22 protein-coding genes and 1 pseudogene are annotated in these 18,962 nt (G+C 65.6%); 12 read left to right on the top strand and 11 right to left on the bottom strand.

Annotation, left to right across the window (positions count from 1 at the left end; translation table 11 throughout):
* Positions 1-85 precede the first annotated feature (85 nt).
* The gene (locus tag GV819_RS29940) at positions 86-643 is read right to left on the bottom strand and encodes a helix-turn-helix domain-containing protein (protein WP_161759643.1); all 558 of its coding nucleotides are present in this window, start codon (positions 641-643) and stop codon (positions 86-88) included.
* 191 nt (positions 644-834) lie between these two features.
* Between GV819_RS29940 and GV819_RS29935 the strand changes: the two genes are divergently transcribed.
* Positions 835-1,176 (top strand): low molecular weight protein tyrosine phosphatase family protein, encoded by a 342-nt coding sequence (locus tag GV819_RS29935; RefSeq protein WP_161759642.1) that lies wholly within the window; start codon positions 835-837, stop codon positions 1,174-1,176.
* Between the two features lie 37 nt (positions 1,177-1,213).
* A complete protein-coding gene (locus GV819_RS29930) occupies positions 1,214-1,624 on the top strand; it encodes a WapI family immunity protein (protein WP_368668958.1) in 411 nt (136 codons plus the stop codon).
* Positions 1,625-1,725: 101 nt separating this feature from the next.
* On the opposite strand, the gene GV819_RS29925 is transcribed toward GV819_RS29930, so the two are convergent.
* Positions 1,726-2,925, bottom strand: a complete 1,200-nt coding sequence (locus GV819_RS29925; RefSeq protein ID WP_161759640.1) for a PrpF domain-containing protein — start codon at positions 2,923-2,925, stop codon at positions 1,726-1,728.
* Between the two features lie 233 nt (positions 2,926-3,158).
* Here GV819_RS29925 and GV819_RS29920 point away from each other — a divergent pair, with 233 nt between their 5' ends.
* The 4 genes and pseudogenes from GV819_RS29920 (at position 3,159) to GV819_RS29905 (ending at position 5,124) form a co-directional block, all read left to right on the top strand.
* On the top strand, positions 3,159-3,782 hold the full coding sequence (locus GV819_RS29920; RefSeq protein WP_161759639.1) for an alpha/beta fold hydrolase: 624 nt from the start codon (positions 3,159-3,161) through the stop codon (positions 3,780-3,782).
* Positions 3,783-3,825: 43 nt separating this feature from the next.
* The gene (locus GV819_RS29915) at positions 3,826-4,134 is read left to right on the top strand and encodes an AidA/PixA family protein (protein WP_161759638.1); all 309 of its coding nucleotides are present in this window, start codon (positions 3,826-3,828) and stop codon (positions 4,132-4,134) included.
* A gap of 127 nt (positions 4,135-4,261) precedes the next feature.
* Positions 4,262-4,435, top strand: a pseudogene (locus GV819_RS33890) (hypothetical protein); the annotation flags it as partial.
* 134 nt (positions 4,436-4,569) lie between these two features.
* Positions 4,570-5,124 carry a UPF0149 family protein gene (locus GV819_RS29905; protein WP_161759636.1) on the top strand — a complete coding sequence of 185 codons (555 nt, stop codon included), beginning with the start codon at positions 4,570-4,572 and terminating at the stop codon, positions 5,122-5,124.
* 447 nt (positions 5,125-5,571) lie between these two features.
* On the opposite strand, the gene GV819_RS29900 is transcribed toward GV819_RS29905, so the two are convergent.
* From GV819_RS29900 to GV819_RS29890, 3 genes are all read right to left on the bottom strand, one after another.
* Positions 5,572-5,985 (bottom strand): hypothetical protein, encoded by a 414-nt coding sequence (locus GV819_RS29900; protein WP_306108863.1) that lies wholly within the window; start codon positions 5,983-5,985, stop codon positions 5,572-5,574.
* 121 nt (positions 5,986-6,106) lie between these two features.
* A complete protein-coding gene (locus GV819_RS29895; RefSeq protein ID WP_161759635.1) occupies positions 6,107-6,454 on the bottom strand; it encodes a hypothetical protein in 348 nt (115 codons plus the stop codon).
* A gap of 40 nt (positions 6,455-6,494) precedes the next feature.
* Positions 6,495-6,788, bottom strand: coding sequence for a hypothetical protein (locus tag GV819_RS29890; protein WP_161759634.1), 294 nt, complete (start codon positions 6,786-6,788; stop codon positions 6,495-6,497).
* 89 nt (positions 6,789-6,877) lie between these two features.
* Between GV819_RS29890 and GV819_RS29885 the strand changes: the two genes are divergently transcribed.
* Complete coding sequence (locus GV819_RS29885; protein WP_256667657.1) at positions 6,878-7,312, top strand: N-acetyltransferase; 435 nt, start codon at positions 6,878-6,880, stop codon at positions 7,310-7,312.
* On the opposite strand, the gene GV819_RS29880 is transcribed toward GV819_RS29885, so the two are convergent.
* The 4 genes from GV819_RS29880 to GV819_RS29865 form a co-directional block, all read right to left on the bottom strand.
* On the bottom strand, positions 7,287-7,760 hold the full coding sequence (locus tag GV819_RS29880) for a surface-adhesin E family protein (RefSeq protein ID WP_161759633.1): 474 nt from the start codon (positions 7,758-7,760) through the stop codon (positions 7,287-7,289). The two genes, GV819_RS29885 and GV819_RS29880, sit on opposite strands and share 26 nt — an antisense overlap.
* A complete protein-coding gene (locus tag GV819_RS29875; RefSeq protein WP_161759632.1) occupies positions 7,757-8,404 on the bottom strand; it encodes a hypothetical protein in 648 nt (215 codons plus the stop codon). Before GV819_RS29875 ends, GV819_RS29880 begins: the two co-directional genes overlap by 4 nt.
* 115 nt (positions 8,405-8,519) lie before the next feature.
* Complete coding sequence (locus GV819_RS29870) at positions 8,520-9,305, bottom strand: PhzF family phenazine biosynthesis protein (RefSeq protein WP_161759631.1); 786 nt, start codon at positions 9,303-9,305, stop codon at positions 8,520-8,522.
* Positions 9,306-9,310: 5 nt separating this feature from the next.
* Positions 9,311-10,003, bottom strand: a complete 693-nt coding sequence (locus GV819_RS29865; protein ID WP_161759630.1) for a helix-turn-helix transcriptional regulator — start codon at positions 10,001-10,003, stop codon at positions 9,311-9,313.
* A gap of 187 nt (positions 10,004-10,190) precedes the next feature.
* Between GV819_RS29865 and GV819_RS29860 the strand changes: the two genes are divergently transcribed.
* The 5 genes from GV819_RS29860 (at position 10,191) to GV819_RS29840 (ending at position 16,216) form a co-directional block, all read left to right on the top strand.
* Entirely contained in the window at positions 10,191-10,883 is a 693-nt protein-coding gene (locus GV819_RS29860) for a response regulator transcription factor (protein WP_161759629.1), read from the top strand.
* A complete protein-coding gene (locus tag GV819_RS29855; RefSeq protein WP_161759628.1) occupies positions 10,883-12,220 on the top strand; it encodes a HAMP domain-containing sensor histidine kinase in 1,338 nt (445 codons plus the stop codon). Before GV819_RS29860 ends, GV819_RS29855 begins: the two co-directional genes overlap by 1 nt.
* 92 nt (positions 12,221-12,312) lie before the next feature.
* Positions 12,313-14,553: a TonB-dependent siderophore receptor gene (locus GV819_RS29850; protein WP_161759627.1), complete on the top strand. Its 2,241-nt coding sequence runs from the start codon at positions 12,313-12,315 to the stop codon at positions 14,551-14,553.
* Positions 14,554-14,584: 31 nt separating this feature from the next.
* Positions 14,585-15,487 carry an alpha/beta hydrolase gene (locus GV819_RS29845; protein ID WP_161759626.1) on the top strand — a complete coding sequence of 301 codons (903 nt, stop codon included), beginning with the start codon at positions 14,585-14,587 and terminating at the stop codon, positions 15,485-15,487.
* Between the two features lie 117 nt (positions 15,488-15,604).
* Positions 15,605-16,216 carry a DNA-3-methyladenine glycosylase family protein gene (locus GV819_RS29840; protein WP_161759625.1) on the top strand — a complete coding sequence of 204 codons (612 nt, stop codon included), beginning with the start codon at positions 15,605-15,607 and terminating at the stop codon, positions 16,214-16,216.
* Between the two features lie 782 nt (positions 16,217-16,998).
* Here GV819_RS29840 and dctM read toward each other — a convergent pair.
* Together dctM and GV819_RS29830 are read right to left on the bottom strand one after the other, a co-directional pair.
* Positions 16,999-18,279 (bottom strand): C4-dicarboxylate TRAP transporter large permease protein DctM, encoded by a 1,281-nt coding sequence (gene dctM / locus GV819_RS29835; protein WP_161759624.1) that lies wholly within the window; start codon positions 18,277-18,279, stop codon positions 16,999-17,001.
* On the bottom strand, positions 18,279-18,911 hold the full coding sequence (locus tag GV819_RS29830) for a TRAP transporter small permease (RefSeq protein ID WP_161759623.1): 633 nt from the start codon (positions 18,909-18,911) through the stop codon (positions 18,279-18,281). Before GV819_RS29830 ends, dctM begins: the two co-directional genes overlap by 1 nt.
* Positions 18,912-18,962: the final 51 nt, after the last annotated feature.

Genomic DNA, 18,962 nt, shown 5'->3' with positions numbered 1-18,962 from the left:
GGACCGCGGACGATGGCCAAGCAGACTAGTCAGCCGCGGCATTCAGGTCCACGGATAAAATATCCGCGGCGGGGTTCGACACCGCTCAGAGGGTTTCCACCAGCCGCACGGCGTTGCCATCGGACAGGTTCAGGCGGGTCCAGCGGCACTGGCTCGCGGCGATGGGCACGATGGCCGAATCGTTGTGGCCGCTGAAGAACTCCAGGGACGGTGGCGCCAGCACTTCGCGCCAGCCCAGATCATCCAGGGCTGCCTCTTTGCCGACAATTTCCTCTGTGCAAAAGCCCCACAGCGACTGGCCCAGCAGCTCGCTCAGGGGCACGCCGAACTGCCCGGCGCGGGTTGGCGAACAGGCCAGCAGGCGGTGGGTCAGGTCGCACACCAGGTGCACTGGCCGCGGGCTGTCGTTCACCAACCGGGCCAGGGCCTGGTCGGCGGCAGCGCTGAGGTTGGCCGCCAGCAGGTGTTCCAGGCGCGCACGTTCCGCCGGTTCCATGGCCTGCCGGCCGTTTTCCCAACGGGAAATACTCGACTGCGCCACGCCGAACAGCTCGGCGGCGTGCTGCTGCTTGACCCGGTGCAACAGGCGCCAGCGCCTGAGGGCCAGGCCCAGATGGGGTGAAGTGAACAGCGCTGCGGGCATGGAATGGCTGACGCGGGCAAATAGGGTCGACAGTTTGGCAGCGCTGGCAAGGCCCGGGCAAATTGCCCTGACCAATGAAAACCGCCCGCCCCCGCCACAAGTTGCTGGACAGCGCGGCCAAAGCCCCGAAAAATCAGCGCCTTTGCCCCGCCCTCTACGGGCCGGGTGCATGTGCCAGGGAGTTTGGCCGAATGCTCAATGTCCTGTTTGTCTGCAGCCAGAACAAGCTGCGCAGCCCCACCGCCGAGCAGCTGTTCGCCGACTGGCCGGGGATCGAGACCGCCTCGGCGGGCCTCAACCACGACGCCGAGGTGCCCCTGGGCCCAGAGCTGGTGCAATGGGCCGGGCTGATTGTGGTGATGGAAACCCGCCACCGGGAAAAACTGCGCAAACGCTTCAAGGCGCACCTGCACAAGCAGCAGATCGTCTGCCTGAACATTCCCGATGACTACGAGTTCATGGACCCGGAGCTGATCCAGTTGTTGCAGCAGAAGGTGCCGCAGTTTCTCCCCGATGGCGGCGAGGCTCGCTGATATGCCCCTAATATTCAGGGCCCCGCCTGAGCTGAGGGTGGAACTGGACATCCTCGGCTACGAGTTCCCCGGCAGCCATGATCAACTGGACGCCAACTGGCTGATGGTGCAGGGCCGCATCGAACATCCCCAAGGAGCCTGGCGTTTCAAGGATGCCTGCCTGAGGACCCACGAGCTCGATCAGTTGGCCCAGTGGCTACAGGCCCTGGGTCAACCCGAAGGCCCTCCCCGACCCTGCTGGTTCACCGAGCCCTGCCTGGCATTTCACTACCTGGGCGGCCCCGAGCCACAGATCCAGATCCACTTTTGCCTTGAGGCCGCACCGCCCTGGCTGAAACCGGCGCAACGGCTGGACGGTTGCCAGGTGACGTTGCCCCTGGCCTGCAATTCCGTGCCTCGGCTGCTGGCGAGGGTGGATGCGCTGCGCCGAGATTTCCCCCAGCGCTGAGCCGTCATGGCCTGCCCAGCCAGCGGGCTTCTGTCGCCGCTGCCGCAGGCTGCGCAGGAGCCTCGGCGGTTGGGGGGGCGCTGGCGAGCCTGCGGCAGCAGCTACAAGGCGCCAAGGGCGGCCGTCAGTTCAGGCGAGGCGTTGTACAGCGGTGTGCTGCCCTGCAACAGAATCTGCGCGCTGCGTCGGTAGGCGGCGCCGTCGATCAACAACTCATCGCCGGCCCGCCGGGCATTGATCAGGGTCTCCAGCACCCCGGCGGGGTTTTCAATCGCCAGCGGGTACTCGCCCTGCTCCTCGCCGATGGCCGGTGCCCGCGCCAGCAGGGCATGGGCCACGGTGCCCTCGGCCAGGCAGGCCGCCGCCAGGCAGCAGCCGCCGGACACCGCCAAGGACGGATGGGCGTTCTGCGGGGTGAAGTAGCGGGTGGCTATATCGCCGCCCTCTCGCGCCGGGCTGACGATGCAGATCTTCGGGATGGTTTCGCTGCACCGCAGGTCGTCGGCGCTCATCAAACTACCGTCGCGCTGGCGCAGGCCCATGCGCAACCCGCCCAGCACCATCAGTTCCAGCAGGCGCGCCTTGAACTGCGGATCGGCGTCCAGTTCGGCCGGGGGTTCCTGCCCGGTCTTGCCCAGGTCGGCGGCGCGGATGATGACCATGGGCACCGCCACGTCGATGCAGGTGGCGGCAATCCCGTCCAGCAGGTCCACCCGTTGCCCGCTGGGAAACAGTGCGCCGGTCTTGGCCCCCACCGGCTTGTCGAGAAACAGGTCGACCCCGGGAAACACCCCGTTGACCCCGGGAATCCGCGTGTCGCTCAGCAGTCGGCCATCGGCGAACCCCAGGCGCGCGTACATCGTGGTCTGGGTGTTGCTGTTGTAGATCTCGATCTGCCCACCGCCCTCCCCGGGTTCCACCCAGCCGCGCTGCAGGGCGTACAACGGCAGGGCCGCGGACATGTTGCCGCAGTTGACGCTCCAGTCGATGGCGCTCTTGCCCGCCGCCAACTGCGCCAGGGTACTGATCATCCGCGTCTCGCCAGAGCGGCGCTCGACGATGAACACCTTGTTGCTGGTGGGCCCGCCGCGCCCCAGGCCGGTGATCTGGGTATTGCCCGGCCACTCGCCGTGCAAGGGCACGCCCATCAGGTGACGCAGCAGCTCCTCCACCAGGGCTTCGTCCCGGGGCAGCGCTTCGCGGGCCAGGATCAGCCCGGTGGAGGTGCCGCCACGGGCGTGACACACGGGGAACTTGGGGATGGCGGCTGGACGGGCAGCAGGCTTGGGCAGATCGGACACGGCGGGCGCCTCCACGGTGGGGAAAAGAGCAGCCCCTTGTCGGACAGGCAACGGGCAGCAGCGCAGCATGATAAACCGTCGCGGCCAATTCCGGGGCGGCGGCATGGCGCCCTGCTGTCGCCTGATACAGCGCTTGCTCGTGCAACCCGAGCACCGTATTTTCTAGCGCCCTCGCGCGGCCTGGCCGTCAGCGCGAGGGTTCCATTCGCCGCCCATGGACCCGGAGCGATGCCATGCCCCAAGCCCCCCAACAACTGTTGTTCCTGCCCGGCGCCTCGGGCAATCGGCAATTCTGGCAACCCCTGGCCGCGCAATTGCGCCATCCGGCGCGCCAGGTGCACCTGGGCTGGCCGGGTTTCGGCGACACCCCGGCACAGCCAGACGTCCAGGGCATGGACGATCTGGTCGACCTGGTATTGCAACGGGTCGACCGGCCGACGGCGCTGGTGGCCCAGTCCATGGGCGGCATCATCGCAGTGCGTGCGGCCCTGCAGCGGCCGGAGTTGATCACCCATCTGGTCTTGAGTGTCACCTCCGGCGGCGTGGACATGCGCGACCTTGGCGCCACGGACTGGCGTGGCGACTATGCCGCGGCCTATCCGCGGTTGCCTCGCTGGTTTATCGACGATCACAGCGACCTCGGCCCGCGACTCGGGGAGTTGCGCATGCCGACGCTGCTGCTGTGGGGCGACTGCGACCCGATCAGCCCGGTGGCGGTGGGTCAGCGCCTGGCCCGCCTGTTGCCCCGGGCCCGCCTGCGCATCGTACCGGGAGCCGACCACGACCTGGGCCTGACCCACGCCAACCTGGCGGCGCACTGGCTGGAAGAGCATCTGCAGCGGCCAGGCCCGGGCTGACAGCGGGCACCCGGGCATCCAACGCGACAGCAGGGAGCTGGACATGAGCGACGTAGACATCATGGTCACCATCGATGTGGACACTCTCCTGGGCAGCGAAGGCCAAACCTTCGACTCCGGCGCATTCCATCTCGAAAAAAACAACCCGAACGCCCCCACCCACCTTTACAACTACACCAACCCGTCGGGACGACTCTCCAGCCAGGCGATCTACATGGTGGCGCGACGCGACGCGACCAACCAGACGTCCGAGGGTACCGACGAACTGGTGGTCAACGTCCGCGAGGGCGACCCTATCCGCTGGCGCACCACCAGCCTGTCCAAGGGGCTTGACCACGCCGTGCTGCTGTAGCCCGACGGTTACGCTGCAAAACCGAGACTACGTGCAGAACGTCCAGCCGAAGGTTCTCGACCAGACGCCCTTGCCCATCATCGACCTGAACAACCCATCCGGGCCACCCATAGCGCAAGTGGTGGGGATGTACGAGCAACTGGGCATCCGCGTCGACATCAGCCCCAGCTTCAACGAAGTGCGCAGCATGCGCGGCATCTCGATTTCCCTCGGCGAGTTGCCCGGCCTGTGCCGCAAGACCCGACAATCGATTCCGGCCGCCATCCGCCGGGCCATGGAACAGCGCCCGGAAATCGCCTAGCGCCTGCTGGACTCCCAGGACCTGTTGCGCGGCACCTGAGGGCGGCGCGTCGACGCTTCAGTCCTGCCGTTCAAGGCTTGCAGCCTGGCGCCTGAACCCTGAAACTTGCCGCTGCTTTTTCCAGGACTTCCTTCATGCAAAACACCCCACTGAACGCCGCCGACTTCGAGCTGATCGAAGACACCCTGCTCCAGTACGGCGACGACCACTCGGTGCTCAACCCCTGCGAACTGGACGGCTACTTCACCGCGCTGGTGTCGGGCCCGGCTCAAGTCGATATCGCCGAATGGTTCCCGGGCATCTGGGGCGGCGAAAACCCCAACTGGGAAACCCCGGAGCAATGCCGGCAGTTCATCGACCTGTGCGTGCGCCACATCAACACCCTGGCCGAGCAATTGACCCAGGCCCCGCAAGCGTTCAAGGCGCGCCTCGAACAGACCGAGCACCAGGGCCATGACCTGCTGCTGGCCGAAGAATGGTGCTTCGGCTACCTGCGCGGCGTGGCGGTGGGCAACTGGCCGGAAATGCCCGCGCCGCAGACCGGGTTGCTGCAAGCGATCATCGACTGCGCCGAACAGGACAACTTCGAACTGCCGGCCGACCTGAACCTGGAGCAGCATCGCCAGCAAGTGGCGGCCATCGAACCGGCGGCGCGCACGCTGCATGCCTATTGGGCGGCGCAGCGCTGACACCCGCCCCAAAGCCCCCCGGGGTTCAAGAATCGGCAGATTTTCCGCTCAGGGAAATCTGCCCGCCAACGATCGACATTGCCCCATGCTCAAGCGCATCAAAAGACTGCTCACCTGGCCGCTCCCGGTGACAGGCCCGCTACAAGGCACTCCCACATAAGCCCCTGCGCCACCAACATTCGAGGAGTATTTATCCGGCCTGCCGACTCGCGAGCATGTGCCCAGCGAGGATTTCTATTCCAGGACAGAGGCCGCTGAAAAATGGCCGCAATACTTCTCAAGCAAGTTCAGAGCGGCCTGCCGCGCAGTCTGATCTGCGCTCATGAGCATCGGATGCCTTGCTCAGCGAATCACGCGCCTCTTCCTTGCTCCAGGCCTTGAAGGTCTGATCAAGCTGAAGCATCCGCAGTTGCATTTGAACAGGGCGGCCGCACTCAGGCCCGCAAGTCATCGGGCTGGCGCATATTCCTCAATCAGCTTCCACAGCAGACGGCCCATCGGCAGGCGACAGATATCACTGTGGGCCCCTCCCCCGGATCCTGGCGAATTGAATTGGGTAATACCGTTCGACGCATCGATGTAAGCCACTTTCCTGTCTGGACCAGCCCCCTTGAACGGCTCGGCACAGCCCGGTTGACCGTACTTGCAGACTTCGAACTTGCCTCCTGGGACCGCGGATGTGTCAGAAGCCGTCATGCATTCGAAAATGCGCTGGTAGCGCGGATCGGCGCCCTCACAAGCCTTGCGATACGAGCCGATCGATCCGGCAGGATCGGTCCAGACGATAAGTGGGGCACCGGTCGCCGAATCAACGCCCACATCGAAGACTTGTTCGATAGCCAACTTATAGTTAGTTGACAATCAACTTGTACTTTATAGATTTGAGGAACAGTCGGAGGACGCAAGTTCAAGCAGGCCGCTGGCCCTGCCCCGGCTCAGCGGCGTTTCACTTACCGCTTTACGGCTCCCAAAGCCCGCAGCATCAACAATAGCCGTCGCAGGCATCGAGCAGATTGAGCAGGTGCTCGTCGGGCATCGAGAACATGTCGATCTCTGCGGGCGCCACACCGGTCCACTCCAGCTCGGGGTCGGTCTCCACAATCAGCAGCGGCACCTGGGCTTCATTGCAGAAGGCGAGGATGTCGCGCAGTTCCTGCTCACGCTCCACATGGTCGTTGTGAAACAGCTTGGCGCTGTAGAAGAAGCCCTCGGCGCCACGGCGCAGATAGCCCTGGGCAACGCTCAGGGACAGGCCCAGGCGCTGATGGAGAAACTTCACCAGTGCCAGGCTGTTGGTGGGAGTCGCTGTGGCGATGCTGATCCGGGACATGGCAGGTTCCTTGAAAAAACGACGGGTAATGACCGCGCGGTTACTCGGGGCGCCACAGTTCGAGCCCTTGCACATGACGTTCGATGTCATCCATGTCGTCGTCCCCCAGGGTGCTGTCGAAGGGTTCGCTGAGAATCCTGCGCACCAGGGCCAGACGCTGGGTGACCTGCTGGTTATCGATGAAATCGGTGGTGGCGCGCTGGTAGTCGGCCACGGGTTTATCCATGTAATAGGCGCCCATCTTGTGCAGCGAGATCAGGACGAACTCCAGTTCCGCCAGGGCTTGCAGTGCCTGCTCGCCTGACAGCGTGATGGTGCGGTTGCTTTCCAGCATCGAATAGCTCCTTGCTTCTGAACAGTTGGACAGACCGCCGTCACCTGGGTAGCGTGCGGCGCTCACTTCAATCAGACAGGCCCCCGCACATGTTGATCAGGGACTATCAATCCAGCGACCTTCAAGGGTTGCTGACACTCTGGCTGGATGCCTCGATCCAGGCCCACCACTTTGTCGACCCCGACTTCTGGCGCTCCAAGGTCGAGGACATGGGCAGCCTCTACATTCCCAATGCCCAGACCCGGGTGGCCGAACGCGACGGCGAGCTTCTGGGCTTCTACTGCCTGGTCCAGGACCAGTTGGCGGCGCTGTTCGTCAGGGTCCAGCAGCAAGGCCAGGGCCTGGGCAAACAGCTGCTGGCCGATGCCCGTGAACGGCGCTCGCGCCTGGAGCTGGCGGTGTATGCCGACAACCTGCCAAGCATCGGTTTTTACCGCCAGCAGGGTTTCCAGGTGATCGACAACGGCATCGACCCCGATACCGGGCAGGCCGAACTGATCATGGCGTGGCCGGGGCCAGCTTGAGCCGGGCCGGATCGACCCCGCAGGCCATGTTGCGCAATTCCCCCAGCAGCGACTGGCGCGGGAACGCGGTCCATTGGGCAAGATCGTCCTTGCGCGTGACCTCCACGCCCTGGGCGTAAGGCTCGGAGAAATACACCCGGCCGAACTGCGCCGACTCATCCTTCTCGCAGTTGATCACCCGGGTCGCCCGGGAGCTGTAGATCGGCGGTTTGCCGTCGCTGAGCTGGGTGGGCTTGGCGTAGTTGTTGACCAGATAGAACTGCCGCAGGTTCGGGTTGTTCTGGTAAAGGGCCAGCGAGTTGGCAGCGAAGTAGGTGCCCAGCTCCGGGGTCTCCAGCACCTTGAACATGCCGTCCGGACGCTGCCCCGTCGGGGCCTCCTTGGGGGCACCCGAATGTGCGCAACCGGCGAGCACAACCGCCACGCTCAAGCTCAACAGCTTGTTCATCGGCTCGCACCCTGGGCCAGGTCCGGCCGCTCCTGGTGCAGCAGTGGCTGCTCGATGCTGCCCTGCAACGAGCAGAGCAAACGGGTCTTGCCGTCCTCATCGCTGAGCATCAGGATCTTTTCGGCGGAACCCGGCGCCGGGGCGATGCCCGAGGCGGCGGCCGGGTTGTCCTGCCAGGGCGCGGCGGCGTTGGCCTTGATCTGCGGCCGGGAGATGAAGTATTCGCCGGCCTCCTGCCAACCGGCCTGGGGCAGCGCGGCCATGACCGCCTTGCGGCTGGCGTCGATTTCAAAGCCCCAGAAGTGGAAGCTGCCCTGCTCGCCCAGGTCGAACTGGCGGTCGTAGTAGGCGGTCAGGGGCAGGCCCTGGTCCAGCAGCGGGCGGGAAAACACCGTCAGCGCGGTAGCGCTGTTGCGGCGCTCGACCACCGGAATCCAGGCGATGCCCTGGCGCTGATTCTCCGCCAGTTTCACCACCTGCCCGAGCTCGGCGCGCTGCTGATACAGGGCCTTGAAGAACCCCGGCTGGCACTCCAGCAGGCTCTCGCTGAGGCTGGTCGCCTGGGAGCTTGCGGCCCACAGGCCGAAGAACAGGGCCATCAGCGATGTGCTGGAAAGGCGGGGCAAGGTGCGGGTCCGTTGCATGGTCTGGAGCATCCTGAGCAGGCGAAAAAAGCGCGACTCTACTCCCGCAGGCACTGCCGAGACAAATCTGCCTGAGGGCGCCAGGTTCCCATGGCAGAGCGGCGCCGCAGATGGTTCATAGGAAGATGCAGCCCTTGAGGTACAACGCGCCGTAGCCGCTGATCAATACCCGGTCGTGGTCCAGCAACTGACACTGCAACTGGCCCTTGCGCGCCCCGCCCTGCTGCGCCCGCAGTTGGCGCTTGCCTAGGCGCGCGGCCCAGTAAGGCGCCAGCGAGGTATGGGCGGAACCGGTGACCGGGTCTTCATTGACCCCGACCCGCGGGCCGAACCAGCGCGAGACAAAATCGAACTCCCGTGACGGCGCCGTGACCGCGATGCCCCGCACATCGAAGGCGGCCAGGGCGGCGAAATCGGGCTTGAGCTCGTCCAGCAGACGCTCGTCGTCCACCACCAGCAGGTAGTCATCGGTACGGTACAGGGCCTCGGCGGCAGGCAACCCCAGGGCTTGCAGCAGGGCCGCAGGAATGGCCACCTGCTCGGGTTGCTTTGCCGGAAAGTCCATGGACAGCAGGCCGCCCTCGCGGCTCACCCGTAACTCGCCGCTGCGGGTGGCAAAGCGCAACACCTCACGCTGCTCGCCCAACTGCTCGAACAACACCCACGCCGCTGCCAGGGTGGCGTGTCCGCAGAGGTCGACTTCCACCGCGGGAGTGAACCAGCGCAGTTCGAAGACTTCGCCCCGGGGCACGAAATAGGCGGTTTCCGACAGGTTGTTCTCCAGGGCAATGCGCTGCAGGACCGCGTCCGGCAACCAGGCATCCAGAGGGCATACCGCAGCCGGGTTGCCACCAAAGACATGGGAGGTAAAAGCATCCACTTGAAAGATATCGAGTTGCATCGCGGTCATTCCTCGGCGCCCTGGGCGCGGATCTGTTCCAGATAGTTGTAGATGGTGTAGCGGGTCACCCCCAGGGCCGTGGCAGCTTTCTCGACCCCGCCCTTGACGATGAACACTCCGCGTTCCTGCATCTGGCGCACGGCGTCGAGCTTGTGCTGCTTGGTCATGCGCACCCCGGCTGGACAGGCACCGTGGATGATCTGCGCCAGCACCTGCTCCAGGTCTCGGGGTTCGTCGCCGCGTGGCGCAGGCGCGCCGCCCAGCCCCAGCATCTGCCCCAGGCAGGCGTGGGCGGCGGCAATGCCGCTCAGGTCGCTGTTGCTGCACAGGCTGGCGAAGGGCTGTCCGCTGCTGTCGCGGAAGATCACCGTGGAGCTGCGCAGCTCACGGCCGTCGGGGGCCAGGGTCGGGTAGTTCTCCAGCACCAGCGGGGTGCCGGCGGAGCGATCCTGCAGGGCCTGCATCACGGCGGCAAAGCCCAGGTCCTGGCGCGGCCCGCCCAGCACCGGGCCACCGACCCGACGCCCGGTGACATGACCGTTGGCGATGGCGACGATCGAGCACTCGGGCCGGTCGAGGTCATGCAGGACGATTTCCACATGGGGGCCAACCACACCAGCAAGCATCTGCAAGGTGCTGCGCAGCACCTGCAACACCAGTTGGCGCTCGGCAAGCAGGGAAGCGGAAGACGGGTTCATAGACGGCTACCAGGGAAAACGGCCAGGAAAAATATCAACGCCTTGTTGAATATTCAACTTTTTGTTTGACCAATCCCGATCACGGCCGTCCATCATGGCAATTGCATAGCCCGGGGCATTGCTGCAATATTCGCAAATGTAAAACATTCTCATTAAAGCCACCCCCTTCATTCAAGTGCTCTCCCCCATGATCCCCAACCTGCTCCTCGTGGAAGACGACGCCCGCCTGCGTAACGACCTGGACCTGCATTTCCGCCAGCGCGGCTTTGCCGTCACCCCTTGCGCCGATGGCCGCCAGGGCCTGGCGGCCGTGCGTGCCGGCCACTTCGACCTGGTGCTGCTGGACATCATGCTGCCGGGCATGGACGGCCTGGCCCTGCTGGAAACCCTGCGCCAGGAACAGGGCACGCCAGTGATGCTGATGTCGGCCTTGGGCGCCGAGCAGGACCGCATCACCGGCTTCACCCGCGGTGCCGACGACTACCTGCCCAAGCCCTTCAGCCTGGCCGAACTGGACGCCCGGGCCGACGCCCTGCTGCGGCGCATGGCCCGGGTGCAACAGCAGCAGGCCACATGCCTGGACCCGGACCTGAGCTTCGACGACCAGGCCCAGGACGTGCTGCACCAGGGCCGTGCGGCCGGCCTTACCGGTTCCGAATACCGGCTGCTGGTGACCCTGCGCGAGCACCCCGGGGCAACCCTGAGCAAGCCCTTCCTCTATCAGCAAGTGCTGCATCGCATCTACACCCGCCTGGATCGCGGCCTGGACGTGCACGTGTGCAACCTGCGGCGCAAACTTGCCGACCTGGGGGTGCAGCACCTGCAGATCCAGGCGGTGCGCGGCGCCGGCTACATCCTCGTGGAAGCGGACCGTCACTGATGCGCCGCCATCCCCTGCTGTGGAAACTGGCCGGACTGCAGATCGGCTTCTGCCTGCTGCTGACCTGGATCATCTGGACCTGGGGCCTGTCGGCCGAGCGCAGCACCTATTTCCTCGACCCCGCTGACCGCCAGTACCTGGCGAACTACGCCCAGCAGGCCGAGGCCGCCTGGCACCAGGGCGGGGCGGCGGCGGTGGATGCCTTCGAAAAACGCTTGGCGGCCGAGGAAGACACTTGGGTCGCGGTGCTTGGCGAGCGCCTGCAACGCCTGGGCAGCACCGCGCTGACCGCTGAAGAAGCCAGCCGCCTGACCTTCATGCGCAAGCTCGATTGGCCCATGAGCCGGCGCCTGCAAGACCAGTTGCCCTACGTCAGCATCGAATTCCCCGAACACCCGGAGCAAGGCCGGCTGGTGCTGCAACTGCCCGAGCGCCTGCTGCCCGGCGGCCTGACGCCCTGGACCCACGTGTTCAGCCATGGCGTGGTGCCGACCCTGCTGGCCGCCCTGCTCGGCCTGTTGCTGTACCGCCACCTGGTGCTGCCGCTGAACCGCCTGCGCGACCGCGCCGACGCCTTGCGCGCCGATGACCTGGAAAGCCAGGGGCTGGGCACGCCCCTGGTGAACCGCCACGACGAACTGGGCGAGCTGGCCCTGGCCTTCGAGCACATGGCCGAACGCCTGCGCCAGAGCCTGGCCCAGCAGCGCCTGCTGCTGCGTACGTTGTCCCATGAACTGCGCACGCCCCTGGCGCGGTTGCGCATCGCCCATGACAGCCGGTTGCCGCCGGAGCAGTTGCGCCAGCGCCTGGATCGGGAAATAGCCGACATGCAACGCCTGCTGGAAGACACCCTGGACCTGGCCTGGCTCGACACCGAGCGCCCACAACTGCCCACCGAGCCGGTGCAAGTGCTGTCGATCTGGGAGGCCCTGCGCGAGGACGCCTGCTTTGAAAGTGGCTGGGACGCCGCACGCCTGCCGTGCCTGCTGGACGCCGATTGCCGGGTGCTGGTGCACCTGGACAGCATCGCCCAGGCCCTGGAAAACCTGCTGCGCAATGCCATTCGCTATTCCCCCGCCGAAGGCCGGGTGAGCTTGCGTGGCTGGCGCGAGGGCAGCCACTGGCACCTGTGCCTGGAAGACCAGGGGCCCGGGGTCGCCGAGCACGACCTGCAACGGATTTTCCAGCCCTACCAGCGCCTGGACTCGGCCCAAGGCGATGGTTTCGGCCTCGGCCTGGCCATTGCCAGGCGCGCCGTCGAACTGCACCAGGGGCGGATCTGGGCCAGCAATGGCAGCCGCGGCCTGTGCATGCATGTGCTGCTGCCCGCCGCCTGAGAAGTGTTTAGAAAGTTAATGCGCTTTACTCGCAATTAGCAGTCATTATCATTCGTGATCTTCCTGTTACAGCCCTGTCCCGGAGATCACCGATGTCCAAGTGCTCGATGCGCCCTTTCACCCCTTTCCTGCTGTCCGGTTGCTGCCTGCTCAGCCAAGCCGTGCAGGCGGCCACTGCAGACCCGACCCGGACGACTCTGGAACTGGAACCGCAGACCGTCATCGCCACCGCCAAGGAAGAAACCAAGCAGGCGCCGGGGGTCTCGGTGATCACCGCCGAAGATATCCAGAAACGCCCACCGGCCAACGACCTGTCGCAAATCATCCGCAGCATGCCCGGAGTCAACCTCACCGGTAACTCCACCAGCGGCCAACGCGGCAACAACCGGCAGATCGACATCCGCGGCATGGGCCCGGAAAACACCCTGATCCTGGTGGACGGCAAGCCAGTGGGCAGCCGCAACTCGGTACGCTACGGCTGGCGCGGCGAGCGAGACAGCCGTGGCGACACCAACTGGGTACCGGCCGACCAGGTGGAACGCATCGAAGTGATTCGTGGCCCGGCAGCCGCGCGCTACGGCAACGGCGCGGCCGGTGGGGTGATCAACATCGTCACCAAGCAGGCCGGCAGCCAGACCCACGGCAACGCCACCGTCTACAGCTCGTTCCCGACCCACAAGGACGAGGGCGCGACCCAGCGCATGAGCTTCGGCCTCAATGGCCCGCTGACCGAAAACTTCAGCTACCGGGTCTACGGCAACATCGCCAAGACCGATTCCGACGACGCCGACATCAACGCCGGCCACCAATCCCTGCGTACCGGCAACCAGGTCGGCACCCTGCCCGCCGGCCGCGAAGGCGTGCGCAACAAGGACCTCAACGGCCTGCTCAGTTGGCACCTGACGCCGGACCAGACCCTGGATGTCGAAACCGGCTTCAGCCGCCAGGGCAACCTCTACACCGGCGACACCCAGAACACCAACAGCAACAGCAATGTGAAAAACCTGCTGGGCCACGAGACCAACCGCAGCTACCGCGAAACCTATTCCCTGACCCATCGCGGCGAATGGGACTTCGGCAGCTCCATGGCCTACCTGCAATACGAAAAAACCCGCAACACGCGGATCAACGAAGGCCTGGCCGGCGGCACTGAAGGTATCTTCAGCAACAGCAATTTCTACACCGCGGTGCTGCGCGACCTGACCGCCCACGGCGAGCTCAACCTGCCGTTGCACGCTGGCTTCGAGCAGACCCTGACCCTGGGCAGCGAATGGTCCCAGCAGAAGCTTGACGACCCCAGCGCCAACAGCCAGGCCACCAGCGAGGGCGGCGCAGTCAACGGCCTGACCTCGAGCAACCGCAGCACCCAGTCCAGTGCGCAGATCTTCTCGCTGTTCGCCGAAGACAACATCGAACTGCAGCCGGGCACCATGCTCACCCCGGGCCTGCGCTTCGACCACCACAGCGTCGTCGGTGACAACTGGAGCCCCTCGCTCAACCTGTCCCACGCCCTCAGCGACAGCCTGACCCTGAAAGCCGGTATCGCCCGCGCCTACAAGGCGCCGAACCTCTACCAGCTGAATCCCGACTACCTGCTCTACAGCCGTGGCCAGGGCTGCTACGGGCAGAGCACCAGTTGCTACCTGCAGGGCAACGACCAGCTCAAGGCAGAAACCAGCGTCAACAAGGAACTGGGCCTGGAGTACAAGGCCGACGGCTGGGTTGCCGGCCTGACCTACTTCCGCAACGACTACAAGAACAAGGTGGAATCCGGCCTGGCTCCGGTGAGCAAGGCCAGCGGTGGCAGCGGCGCTTACCGCAACGCGGCGATCTACCAGTGGGAAAACGTGCCCAAGGCCCTGGTGGAAGGCCTGGAAGGCACCCTGACCATTCCTCTGGCCAGCCAGCTGACCTGGAACAACAACTTCACCTACATGCTGCAATCGAAGAACAAGCAAACCGGCGACTACCTCTCGGTGACCCCGCGCTACACCCTCAACTCGATGCTCGACTGGCAGGCCACCCAGGACCTGTCGCTGCAGGCCACCGTGGCCTGGTACGGCCAGCAGACGCCGAAGAAGTACGACTACCACGGCGACCGCGTCACCGGCAGCGCCACCCAGCAACTGGCGCCCTACGCGATTGCCGGGGTCAGCGGTACCTACGCCCTGACCCGCAACCTGAGCCTGACTGCCGGGGTCGACAACCTGTTCGACAAACGCCTGTTCCGCGAAGGCAATGCCCAGGGCGTGAACAACATCGCCGGCGCCGGCGCCGCCACCTACAACGAACCCGGGCGCACCTTGTACACCAGCCTGACCGCATCGTTCTGAGCCATCACCAAGAACCCGCCGAGAACGCCTGATGAGAACTTTCTTCCTGCCCCTGGCCCTGGCCTGGGGCCTTGCGGGAGCGGCCCAGGCCGCGCCCGCCGCGGACCAGCCCATGGACCGCAGCCTGCTGCAACGCCAGGACCTGCCCTACCGCTTCAGCAGCCTGCAACTGGATTCCGCCGACGGCCAGCGGCACTACCAACTGTGGATCGGCAAACCGCTGCAGGCGCCGCCGCCCCAGGGCTACCCGGTGCTGTGGATGCTCGATGGCAACGCCGCCATCGGCGCCCTCGACCCCGAGCAACTCAAGCGGCTGCCCGCCGATCAGGCACCGTTGCTGGTGGCCGTGGGTTACCAGACCCCGCTGCGCATCGAGCGCACCGCCCGAACCTATGACTACACCCCGCGGCAGCCGGGCCTTGAACAGCAACAGGACCCGCTGACCGGACAGCCCAGCGGCGGTGCCGAAGCCTTCCTGCAAGGGCTGCGCGAGCGCATGCGGCCAGCGGTGGCGGCACAGGTGCCGATCGACGCCACGCAGCAAACCCTGTGGGGCCATTCCTATGGCGGCCTGCTGGTGCTCCAGGCGCTGTTCGCCCGGCCCCAGGAGTTTCGTCACTACGCGGCGGCAAGCCCTTCGCTGTGGTGGGGCGATGGCCTGATCCTGGCTCAGGCCCAGGGCCTGGCCGAACGCCTGCAGGGGCACCGTGCGCAATTGTTGCTGATGCGCGGCGGGGCCGAGCCGGGCAACCCGCGCCAGCCGCCGGGGCCCGAGGCCGACCAGCGCGCCAGACAGTTGCAGGCGCATCTGGCCCAAGTGCCGGGGCTGGCCCTGGACTACCACAGCTTCGAAAAGCTCAGCCATGGCCAAACCCTGGCGGCCTCGCTGCACTACGTGCTGGAACGGCTCTACCTGTCGGCGACCCAGGACTGAAAACCCTGCGCCCGGGTGCAAGGCCCGGGCCACGAGTTCCAGCGCAAGAGACCGGGTGCACGCGCCGGGGCGACGGGCTAACCTGCCGCTCGCCCCGCCACTTGTTCCGGATCGCCAATGCCCACCTGCCCCGCCACTCGTTTTCTTGCCGTACTGGATGCCGACTGGGCCGCGCTGATCGCCGCCGTCGGCCCCTGCCTGCACCAGCCCCGTCCGGAGCGCGAGCCTTATCAGGCGCTGGTGCGCGCGGTGGCTTACCAGCAACTGCATGCCCGCGCCGGCGACGCGATACTTGGCCGCCTGCGCGCCTTGTTTCCCGGGCAGAACTTCCCTACGCCCCGGCAGCTGGCTGATGCCAGCCTTGAAAGCCTGCGCGGCTGCGGCTTTTCCGCACGCAAGGTGGCGACCCTGCAGGGCATCGCCCAGGCCCGGCTCGACGGCCGCGTGCCGGATGCCCGGGATGCGCGAAAGATGGACGATGAACAGCTGATCGAGCGCCTGACCCAACTGCCGGGCATCGGCCGCTGGACCGTGGAGATGCTGCTGATCTACAGCCTTGAGCGCGAGGACATATTGCCGGTGGATGATTTTGGCGTACGCGAAGGCTACCGCCGGCTCAAGGGCCTGGAAAAGCAGCCCGGCCCCCGGCAACTGCGCCAGATCGGCCAGGCCTGGAGCCCCTGGCGCACCACCGCAGCCTGGTACCTGTGGCGCGTGCCGTCGGCCTGACCCACTCATGGGCATTAGTCGTTGAACCGAACCCGGCAGACCACCGCGCCATCCACCTGTAGGAGCTGGCTTGCCAGCGAAAGCGCCCGCAAGCGCGACGCAATGTCCAACCGCTGAACCGGCACCGCCTGGCCGCTGCGCGGTTCGCCGGCAAGCCGGCTCCTACAGGGATATGTCGTTTTGTAGGAGCTGGCTTGCCAGCGAAGGCGCCCGCAAGCGCGACGCAATATCCAACCGCTGAACCGACACCGCCTGGCCGCTGCGCGGTTCGCCGGCAAGCCGGCTCCTACGGAAATATGTCCGTCTGTAGGAGCTGGCTTGCCAGCGAAAGCGCCCGCATGCGCGACGCAATATCCAACCGCTGAACCCGCGCCGCCTGGCCGCTGCGCGGTTCGCCGGCAAGCCGGCTCCTACAGGGATATGTCGTTTTGTAGGAGCTGGCTTGCCAGCGAAAGCGCCCTCAAGCGCGACGCAATATCCAACCGCTGAACCCGCGCCGCCTGGCCGCTGCGCGGTTCGCCGGCAAGCCGGCTCCTACGGAAATATGTCCGTCTGTAGGAGCTGGCTTGCCAGCGAAAGCGCCCGCATGCGCGACGCAATATCCAACCGCTGAACCGGCACCGCCTGGCCGCTGCGCGGTTCGCCGGCAAGCCGGCTCCTACGGAAATATGTCCGTCTGTAGGAGCTGGCTTGCCAGCGAAAGCGTCCGCAAGCGCAACGCAATGTCCAACCGCTGAACCGGCACCGCCTGGCCGCTGTGCGGTTCGCCGGCAAGCCGGCTCCTACATGCCCAGCCAGTTGGGCAGTGCCAGGGAGATCAGCGGGACGTAGGTCACCAGGATCAGGAACAGCAGCAGGATCATCAGCCACGGCATCGCCGCGCGGATGGTCTGGCCCAAGGTCAGGCCGGTCACCGCCGAGGTCACGAACAGGTTCAGCCCCACCGGCGGATGCACCAGGCCAATCTCCATGTTGACCACCATGACGATCCCCAGGTGAATCGGGTCGATCCCCAGCTTCATGGCAATCGGGAAGAAGATTGGCGCCAGGATCAGCACGATCGCCGAGGGCTCCATGAAGCTGCCCGCCACCAGCAGCACCACGTTGACCATCAGCAGGAAACCCAGCGGCGTCAGCCCCTCGGAGATCACCCAGGCGGTGATTTCCTGGGGGATCTGCTCAGTGGTCAGCACATGGGCGAAGAGCATGGCGTTGGCGATGATGAACATCAGCATGATCGACAGCCGCCCCGACTCCAGCAGCACTTTGGGGCAGTCTCGCAGTTTCATGTCGCGGTACACGAACAGCGCGACGAAGGCCGAATACACCGCGGCCACCGCCGCCGCTTCAGTGGGGGTGAACATGCCGCTGTAGATGCCGCCGAGGATGATCACCAGCAACAGCAACCCCCAGAACGCCCGGCGCGCGCAGCTCAGCCACTCGCGGAACGTGGCCCGTGGCTGGGCCGGCAGTTTCTTCACCCGGGCCACGATGTAGATCGCCACCATCAGCAGCAACCCCAGCAACAGGCCGGGAATCACCCCGGCCATGAACAGCTTGCCGACTGAAGTTTCGGTGGCCGCCGAATACACCACCATCACGATCGATGGCGGGATCAGGATGCCCAGGGTCCCGGCGTTGCAGATGATCCCGGCGCCGAACTCCTTCGGATAGCCGGAGCGCACCATGCCTGCCACCGCGATCGACCCCACCGCCGCCACGGTGGCCGGCGAGGAGCCGGACAAGGCGGCGAACAGCATGCACGCCAATACTGCGGCAATCGCCAGGCCGCCACGAATGTGCCCGACGCAGGCGTTGGCGAAATCGATCAGGCGCTGGGCCACGCCGCCGGTAGTCATGAAGGCTCCGGACAGCAGGAAGAATGGAATCGCCAGGAAGGTATAGGCGTCTGAGGTCTCGAACAGCTTGATCGCCAGGGAGCTGAGGGAGTCCTGGCTGAACATCAGGATCGACAGCGCCCCAGACAGGCCCAGGGCAATCGCGATCGGCACGCCGAGGAACATCAACACCAGCAGCAACAGGAACAGACAGAGCACGGTCATCAGTGACGCTCCTCATGGCTGCCCGCCAGCTTGCTGGCCTCGCCCGCCTCGTCGGCCAGGCCCAGGCCGACCTGCCGTCGAGTGAAGATGCGGTAGAAGATTTCCAGGTAGCGGACCAGCACCAGGGCGAAGCCGATGGGCACGATCACTACGATATGGCTGATCTGGATGCCGAAGCGGTCCAGGTCCTCGGCACCGATGTGCGCGGCCATGATCGCGCTCAGCCACTTGTAGCTGGCCACCATGAACAGCCCGGCATACACCAGGCAGCACAGGCAGGCGAGCAGCGCCAGGTAGCGTTGCACCGGGCGCGGGGTCAGGCGCACCAAAGCATCGACTCCCAGGTGCCCGGCGGTGCGCACGCCATAAGACATGCCGAAGAAGATCAGCCAGCCGAACAGCGCCTTGGTCAGGGCCACGCTCCAGGTCATGTCCTGGGCCAGGCCCATGGTCGCGTCCCCCAGGGTATTGAAGACGCTGCTGCCCAGGGCCCATTTGTCAGCCAGGGCAAAGAACAGCGTGTAGACGTTGTTGAGCATTACGTAGACGAAGGTCACCAGGGTCATGGTCGCCAGCAGCAGGGCGATCAGGCCCTCCTCCAGGTGCTCCCAGATACGTCTCAGGGACTGCATAGAGATACCTCGCGAAACAGGCGGGAAACGGTCGCCCGCAGGTGGACGACC

The sequence above is a fragment of the Pseudomonas sp. Fl5BN2 genome, assembly GCF_009908205.1.
GTDB lineage: Bacteria > Pseudomonadota > Gammaproteobacteria > Pseudomonadales > Pseudomonadaceae > Aquipseudomonas.
The sequence above is the reverse complement of the archived record's forward strand: the minus strand, read 5'-3'. Positions and strand labels throughout refer to the sequence as shown.